This is a genomic window from Pirellulales bacterium (genome assembly GCA_035533075.1).
GTDB lineage: Bacteria > Planctomycetota > Planctomycetia > Pirellulales > JAICIG01 > DASSFG01.
This window is the reverse complement of sequence record DATLUO010000061.1, coordinates 23,085-31,119: the sequence shown is the minus strand read 5'-3', so window position 1 is coordinate 31,119 and position 8,035 is coordinate 23,085. Positions and strand designations below refer to the sequence as shown.

Here is an 8,035-nt window from a genome sequence, read left to right as displayed (position 1 = left end):
CGTTCGTCTCCGGCGACACGCGCCGAGGCGACACGCGTGTCGCATGGTCGCAAGCTCGGATGGGCAATCGAGTTGGGAGCAACCTGCGGCACCCGCGGCTGCCGGCCTTGGCCGGGGCGCCGGTTCTGAACGCGCGGCGCGCTGCGCGAACCGGCCGACCCCGATTACGAGGGCGCAGCGCGGTCCGTTTTAGACCCGATTTCAGACGCGCAGCGCGCTGCGCGGTATATCACTTCGGACCCGCGGCGGGCACATCGGCGCCGTCTTCCTCCGATGCGTGCTCGCCCTCGGCAGCCAGATCCTTGCCGGCGAGAATGGCATCCAGCTCTTCTTTGAGCTTCTCGGCAAGGTCCGGACTATAGCCCACATGAACGCTCTGCACGACTCCCGCTTTGTCAATCAGCACCAGCATCGGAATGCCCTCGACTCCGAAGGCACGGGCCGTCTCGCCTTGCGGATCGAGGCTGACGGTGACGGTCAGCTTTTTCTGGCCTAGAAAATCGCGGATGGTGTCGGCGTCTTCGCGCAGGTTGACGCAGTAAAGCGCGACGCCCTTGTCGCGATACTCGTCGGCCACCTTGGCCACCAGCGGCATCTCCTGCACGCACGGCCCGCACCACGTCGCCCAGAAATCGAGGACCACGACCTTCTTGTCTTTCTGTTCTTTCAAGCTGAAGTGGCCGCCGTCGACGAGGTCCTGCTCGACCTCGGGGGCGGGCTTGCCCACCAAGGGCGAGCGCTCGGGCTCCGTAGCCGCTCCGCCGGCGAAGAAACTGTCGACCTTCTTGGCGCCGGCCGGCGGCTCGAAGGCGAAGGCGTCTTTGGCCGGCGGCGCGTCGAACTGCCAGTGCTGGTACTCCTGGACGGAAGTCATCTTGGCGTTCTTCAACTGCTCGTTGCCGAACCCGGCCGCGGCCATCTGCTTGGCGAGGTCGAACGAGGCCCGCAACAATCGGGGCTGGTCTTGGGCCGCCACCCAGATTTCCCAGTCGAATTGTTCTTGCGAGAACTTGAGATGATGGGCTTCCACCTCGCCGATTTTTTCCAGGCCCACGTATTCGTCGTCCGTCACCCCTTCCATCAGCTTCTCATAGGGATGCTCTGAAAAGACTTCGAACAGGGGCCCGCGACCGTCGGCGCCCGCCAGCAGTATGGGGTTGGCCAGCAGTTCGTCGAGAGACGCCGGCGCGGCCGACTGCGTGTACCGCTTGAGCGGCGTCATGCTCATCGCAAGCTGTCGGCCGTCGCACACGACATCGACGCCGAGCTGCTTGTTCTTGTTTCGCAAAGCAAACCGATTGGGCCGCTCGACGTCGATCTTGGCCTGCAGCTCAAAGTTGTTTTTCATGCCGTTGAAGTCCATCACGACCTTTTGGGAATAGTCGACCTGGAACGCTTTGCGCTCTTTGTAAAAATCGGAAAGTTGCCGCAGCACGGCCTTGGCGTCGCGCGGCGTTTCTTGAGCCGCGGGTTGGGCCGCCGTCGGCGGGGCCGGCGCGGTGGCCTGAGCGCTCGGCGCCGCGGCAACCGGGGGCGGCGCGGCAGCCGGCGGCTGTTGATCGCAGGCGGCAACCATGGGAAGTGAAACAGCGAGAGCGACAAGAACGACGCGGCGCATGACGGACCTCCTGAGACCAAGAGCGGTGACTTTGACGAATATACCTCGTAGTGCAGCCGTCAGCAGAACCGAACGCGGCCCCGAGATCAAGCAAGCATGCTTCACGCGGCCAAGAATGAGACGTTGGCGGTGGCTGGCGCAGAGCCTGGCCTCGTGGAGGCTGGCACTCCGTTCATCTCGGCGGCCAGGCGATGCCCCGGTTGGACGCACCGGGGCATCGCTTGGCCGTCACGCTGTTGAGGGCGACAGCCGCTCTCTGGCCAAGCTCTGCCCCAGCCACCGCTTTTCCTCTCGGCAAAACGTCTCGTTCTCGGCGAGTTCATTACAAGCCGCATGATCCGCAAACCCGACACCGGACCCACACCACTCGTTTGGCACAGGGACGACGTAGAGTTTTCATGGGCCCGATCGAGCAACCGGCGCTCGTTCCGCGCCGCGACAAGCTCACGCCCGCCATTCTCGAACGCCGACCGCATGATCCACTGGCTCGATCCGCTGCTCGACGACCTGTCCGACGAGAAAGGTTGGGCCTACCAGCCGGGCGGAACCGTTGCTGCCGAACCGGCCGCCATTGCCGCGCTGGCGTTGCTTGCGCACGGCCGGCCGGATGCTGCGGAAAGCGCCTGTCGGCGGCTCGCGCTGCTCGAAAATGCCGGTGGCGCCGTAGCCGTCACAGCCATGCAACCCACGCCCGGCTGGGCGACCGGTTGGGCAGTGCTGGCATGGGCGGCGGTCCAGCGAGCGTGCGGAGAGCCGAGATACGACGGTCAGATCGAGCGCGCGGTCGAATCGATCCTGGCAACGCACGGACGCACCAGCGAGAAGAACCGCGACCTGGGGCACAACACCCGGTTGGACGGCTGGCCGTGGGTCGAAGGGACGCATCCGTGGGTCGAGCCGACTGCGGTTAATGTATTGGCACTCAAGGCAAACGGACGAGGCGGACATGCTCGTTGCCGTGAAGCCATCGCGATGCTCATTGACAGGCTGTTGCCCACGGGAGGCTGCAACTATGGAAACACGTCGGTGTTCGGGCAAGTGCTGCGACCACACTTGGAACCGAGCGGCTTGACGATGATCGCCTTGGCCGACGAAACCGACCCGAGCGGACGAATCGAACGCTCGCTGGGCTACCTGGAGCAAGCCGTGGCCAAAGCTTCGGGCGCCGCCTCGCTGGCTTATGGCCTGTTGGGACTGGCGGCGCACGGTCGTCGGCCGCGTCAGGCAGACGATTGGCTTCTCGCCGCCCTTCGCCGGAAAACCGCAATGCCTGACAACCCGCTTCGCAAAGGGTTGCTGGCGTTGGCCACCGCAGCAACTTGTCCGTTGATACCATACTTGTAGGGTGGGACCAGCGAGCTTGCGAGCGCCGGCCCACCGAATTGAGGCGTCAGGTTCTTGTCGCCCAGGCAAGATCGTCGAAAACGCAACAGCAAAGAGCTAAAGCAGGTGCCATCTTGACGGCCAACACGCCTTGCAAAACGAACGAAACCGCGGCGTTGCACCGCCGCACGCTCTTGATCGGCGCAGGGACGGCGGCCGCCGGTATCGCCGCCTGGCCTTGGCTGCGCGCGCGGTTGGCCGAGGCGGCGCCGGTGTTTCTTGCTCGCGGCCAACGTTACGACGGCCCCCTGGAAACGACCATTCGCGACGGGCTGGTGGCCACCGGTATCGACCCCGGCGGATTGCGCGGCCGAAAGGTGCTGCTCAAGCCGAACCTGGTCGAGCCGGTCCGCTCGTCGCCGCACATGACGACGCACCCCGCCATGATCGTGGCCGCCGCCGAGGTCTTTCGCGGCTGGGGCGCCGAGGTCGCCGTGGGCGAAGCACCGGGCCATGTGCGCGACACCGAAATGGCGCTGGTCGAATCGGGCCTGGCAGAGGCCCTCGCAGCGGCCGAACTTCCCTTTTGCGACTTGAACTACGAAGACGCCGTCTGGACGGAGAACCGCGGGAAAGCTTCCAAGCTATCGGGCTTTTATTTTCCCCGCAGCGTGGCCGAGGCCGATCTGGTGGTGTCGATGCCGAAGCTCAAGACGCACCATTGGGTCGGGCTGACGGTCTCGCTCAAGAACATGTATGGCGTGCTGCCCGGCATTTTGTATGGCTGGCCGAAAAACGTGCTGCACCACGCCGGCATCCCTGAAACCGTGTGCGACATCAACGCCTCGCTGGGCAAGACGATCGCCATTGTCGACGGCATTTTGTGTATGGAAGGCGACGGCCCGATCATGGGCACGCCCAAGCCGCTGGGCCTGGTGGCGGTCGGAATGAATCCCACGGCCGTCGATGCCACGTGTGCCCGCATCATCGGACTGGAACCGTCGCGAGTCAGCTACTTGAAGCTGACGTCGGGCCGGCTGGGACCGATTGAAGACCGGCTGATCGTCGAGCGCGGTGAAAACTGGCGGCAGCTCGTCGCGCCGTTTGAACTGCTCGACAGGCCGCATCTGACCGAGCTGCGCGCGTAAGCCGAGACGATGCCGACTTGTCGGTCCCCTTGGCCGTGCCGCCGGCAAATCGTATGCTACCAGCCGACGCTCTTGGTGCGCACTCTGCCAATCGAGACCCGCAACCCATGAACAAACTACGCTGGGGCATTCTGGGCGTGGCCAAAATCGCCACGGAAAAAGTCATCCCCGCCATGAAGCGGGCACGCGACGTCGAACTCGTCGCCATCGCTTCACGCTCGGCCGAAAAAGCGCAGCCGGCCGCCGCACGGCTCGGATTGCCGAAATGGCACGGCTCTTACGAGGCACTGCTCGCCGACGACCAGATTGACGCCGTCTACATTCCCCTGCCCAACCATCTGCACGTCTCCTGGTCGATCGAATGCCTGAAGGCCGGCAAGCACGTGCTCTGCGAAAAGCCGATCGGCCTGAATGTCGCCCAAGCCGAGCGGCTGGTCGAGGCCGGCCGGCAACATCCGCGGCTGAAGCTGATGGAAGCCTTCATGTATCGCCATCACCCGCAGTGGGTCACCGCCCGACGGCTCGTGACCGAAGGCCAAATCGGGCAGCTCCGCACCATTCACGCGCTGTTTTCGTATTTCAACCGCAACCCGGCCGACGTGCGAAACCAGGCCGAGATCGGCGGCGGCGGGCTGATGGATATTGGCTGTTATCCCATCTCGGTCTCGCGGTTCCTGTTTGCCGCCGAGCCGCACCGCGTGTTCGCCCAGGTCGAGTACGACCCGGAGTTTCGCACCGACCGGCTGGCTTCGGGCATCATGGACTTCGCCGACGGCACCGGCACCTTCACCTGCGGGACGCAAATCTCTCCGTATCAGCGCGTCAACATCGTCGGCACCGAGGGCCGCGTCGAGATTGAAATTCCGTTCAACGCCCCGCCCGACCGGCCCTGTCGGCTGTGGCACCAGCACGCCTCGAAGATCGACGAGATCGTGCTCGACGCCTGCGACCAGTACACCGTGCAGGCCGAGTTGTTCTCGCGCGCCGTGCTCGACGACACGCCGGTGCCGACGCCCATCGACGACGCCGTGGGCAACATGCGGGTGATCGAGGCGATGTTCCGCTCGGGGCAAAGCGGCCGATGGGAAACGCCATGAGGGTGCTCTACGTCCACCCCAGTGCCTTGATGTATTCCAAGGTTTACCTGCGGCTGGAACCCTTGGGCCTGGAATTGGTGGCCGAAGCGACCCGCCGGGCGGGGCACGAAGTGCGGCTGCTCGACCTGCAAAGCTTTCGCCACCGCGACTATTTCAAGCTCGTCGACGAGTGGCGGCCGCGGGCCATCGGCTTTTCGCTCAATTATCTGGCGAACATCCCGGAGGTAGTCGATCTGGCGATCACCACGCGCCAGCGGCGGGCCGATTGTTTCCTTTTCGCCGGCGGCCACAGCGCCAGCTTCACGGCTCATGAGATTCTGGCGCATGCCCGTGGCGCGATCGACTGTGTGGTCCGCGGCGAAGGCGAGGGCGTGACGCCGCAGGTGTTGGAGGCGGCCGCGGGGGGAGACTCGCTGACGTCGCTGGCCGGCGTGGTGGCGCTCGACGGAGCGGGTCCTCCGCCGCAATTGCTGCGCACGCTGGACGACGTGCAACCGGCCCGCGACCTGCTGCGTCGGCGTCGGAGCTACTTTATCGGGTCGCTCGATCCCTGCGCCTCGGTCGAGTTTTCGCGGGGCTGTCCCTGGGACTGCACATTTTGCAGCGCGTGGACCTTTTACGGCCGCAGTTACCGCAAGGTCAGCCCCCAGGCGGCGGCCGAAGATTTGGGCCGCGTGCGCGAGCCGGGCGTGTTCATCGTCGACGACGTGGCCTTCATTCATCCGGAGCACGGCCACGCGCTGGCCGACGAGATCGAGCGCCGCGGCATTCGCAAAGACTATTACCTGGAGACGCGGGGCGACGTGCTGCTGCGGAACAAGGAGGTCTTCCAGCGCTGGCGGCGGCTGGGGCTGAAATACATGTTTCTGGGCCTGGAAGCGGTCGACGAGGAGGGGCTCAGGCGTTTTCGCAAGCGCGTGTCGCTGGGCAAGAATTTCGAGGCGTTGGAGTACGCCCGATCGCTGGGCATCGTCGTGGCGGTGAACATCATCGCCGATCCGGCCTGGGACGAGCGGCGCTTCGAGTTGATTCGCGAGTGGGCCATGTCGGTGCCGGAGATCGTCCACATCACGGTCAACACGCCCTATCCGGGCACCGAAACCTGGCAGGGCGAAGCGGCCCGCCTGACGACGCGCGACTACCGGCTGTTCGACGTGCAGCACGCCGTGCTTCCCACGCAGTTGCCGCTGGCCCGCTTCTATGAAGAGTTGGTCCGCACGCAGCAGGTGCTCAACCGCAAGCATTTGGGCCTGGCCGCGTTGAAGCACACGTTCTTCCTTTCGGCCAGGTTATTGGCCAAGGGACAGACCAATTTCGTGCGGATGTTGTGGAAGTTCAACTCGGTTTACCATCCTGGCCGCCAGTTGGCCGACCACCAGCGGCAAGTGGAGTACGGCATTGCGTTGCCGCGGCAGGAATCGCAAAAAGACCCGGAGGTGTTTTACGTGCATCCGCCGGCGACGGCTGCGCCGGGGACGAGAGTTGCGACGGCCCTTCCGTCATGTCCGACAGCAGAGTAGACCAACTGAGGTCCGTGGATAGGAGCCTTTGTTGTGCGCAATCAACTTTAGTTGCCCAGGACGGACCGATTCAGGCGATTTCCCCTGCGGCGATTTGATCCAGCCGACCATCATCGGGGGGATAGAACTCGCCGCCGAAATGCACAAACGTTTCATCGACCGCCACGCCCACTCTCCCTGCGCAGCGTCTCGGGCTCCGGCAGGTCGGTCAGATATCGCGAAGCGAAGACCTTGGCGGGCATATGCCCCATCGAGTAATGCACCGCTTCGGATTCATAAAAGGCACGGGCGCGCGGCTTTTCGACTGACATCAGCCGCACGTAATGCGACCCGGCAGTTAAAACGAACTGCATCAGGATGGCGGCCCCGTTCAGCTTCAGCGGTTGGTTCGGTCGCCATCCGTCAGTTGGCCAATGGTGGGGGTGTGCGGCGGCGCGGGCTACGGCGCGGCCAGGTTCTCGATGCGGGCCAGCTCGTCGGCGTCGAGCTGGAAGTCGAAAACCGCCAGGTCCTGGCGCATGTGCTCTGCGCTGCTCGTCCCGGTCAGGGGCAGCATGCCGACGTCGAGCGCGAAGCGAAACACGATCTGGCTGGTCGTGCGGCCGTGACGCTTGGCGATTTGCAGCAGCGCGGGATGCGCCAGCACGTCGCGGTTGGCGGTCAAGAGCGAGAAGCCTTGGTATACGATGCCGTTGGCGGCGCAGATTCCCCGGATGTCGCGGTCCCAGCCAAGCACGGCGAAACAGCGGTTTTGCACGAAACGCGGCCGCACGCGCGCCTGTCGGCAAAGCTGCTCAAGCTGCTCCGGCAACACATTGCTGATGCCGAGCAGGCGAACTCGGCCGGCGTCGTGCGCGGCTTCCATCGCGCGCCACGCTTCCCAGTCGGCGGCGACCAGCCCGTCGCGCTGCGTCGGACCGTGCAAGAGGTAGGAATCGATCGTCGCCACGCCGAAGTGGGCCCGCGAACTGGCCAGCGACTGCTCGACCTGTTCCGCGATCGGCGCCCCCGGATCGTAAGGCAGCCGATGGTCCTGCCCGGCTTGAAACGTGAATTTGGTTTGCAGAAAAAGTTCGTCGCGCGTCATCAGGCCCGCGGCGAGGGAGGCGGCGACGGCCTCGCCCACAGCGGCCTCGTGGTAATGGCGGCGCTGGTTGGCCGTGTCGATGCCGCGGAACCCCTGTCGCAGGGCCAGCTCGGCCAGCCGCCGCGTCTCGTCTTCTTTCCAGGCGGTGCCGTAGAGGAACCGCGGCACCTGCACGCCGTCGAGTTGCAAGCTGGTTTCGGGCATTGGTGTCTCCGGGGGTCGGGTCGGCAGGGTGGTTTCCG

Annotated in this window: 6 protein-coding genes; 4 read left to right on the top strand and 2 right to left on the bottom strand. The window is 64.8% G+C overall.

Annotation, left to right across the window (positions count from 1 at the left end; all coding sequences use genetic code 11):
* Positions 1 to 229: 229 nt before the first annotated feature.
* Entirely contained in the window at positions 230 to 1,618 is a 1,389-nt protein-coding gene (locus VNH11_07865; protein HVA46274.1) for a DUF2092 domain-containing protein, read from the bottom strand.
* A 474-nt stretch (positions 1,619 to 2,092) separates the two neighbouring features.
* Here VNH11_07865 and VNH11_07860 point away from each other — a divergent pair, with 474 nt between their 5' ends.
* From VNH11_07860 to hpnR, 4 genes are all read left to right on the top strand, one after another.
* Entirely contained in the window at positions 2,093 to 2,962 is an 870-nt protein-coding gene (locus VNH11_07860; GenBank protein ID HVA46273.1) for a hypothetical protein, read from the top strand.
* A 113-nt stretch (positions 2,963 to 3,075) separates the two neighbouring features.
* A complete protein-coding gene (locus VNH11_07855; protein HVA46272.1) occupies positions 3,076 to 4,089 on the top strand; it encodes a DUF362 domain-containing protein in 1,014 nt (337 codons plus the stop codon).
* A gap of 107 nt (positions 4,090 to 4,196) precedes the next feature.
* Positions 4,197 to 5,186 carry a Gfo/Idh/MocA family oxidoreductase gene (locus VNH11_07850; protein HVA46271.1) on the top strand — a complete coding sequence of 330 codons (990 nt, stop codon included), beginning with the start codon at positions 4,197 to 4,199 and terminating at the stop codon, positions 5,184 to 5,186.
* Positions 5,183 to 6,706 (top strand): hopanoid C-3 methylase HpnR, encoded by a 1,524-nt coding sequence (gene hpnR / locus VNH11_07845; protein ID HVA46270.1) that lies wholly within the window; start codon positions 5,183 to 5,185, stop codon positions 6,704 to 6,706. Before VNH11_07850 ends, hpnR begins: the two co-directional genes overlap by 4 nt.
* A gap of 439 nt (positions 6,707 to 7,145) precedes the next feature.
* On the opposite strand, the gene VNH11_07840 is transcribed toward hpnR, so the two are convergent.
* A complete protein-coding gene (locus VNH11_07840) occupies positions 7,146 to 7,997 on the bottom strand; it encodes an aldo/keto reductase (GenBank protein ID HVA46269.1) in 852 nt (283 codons plus the stop codon).
* Positions 7,998 to 8,035 lie beyond the last annotated feature (38 nt).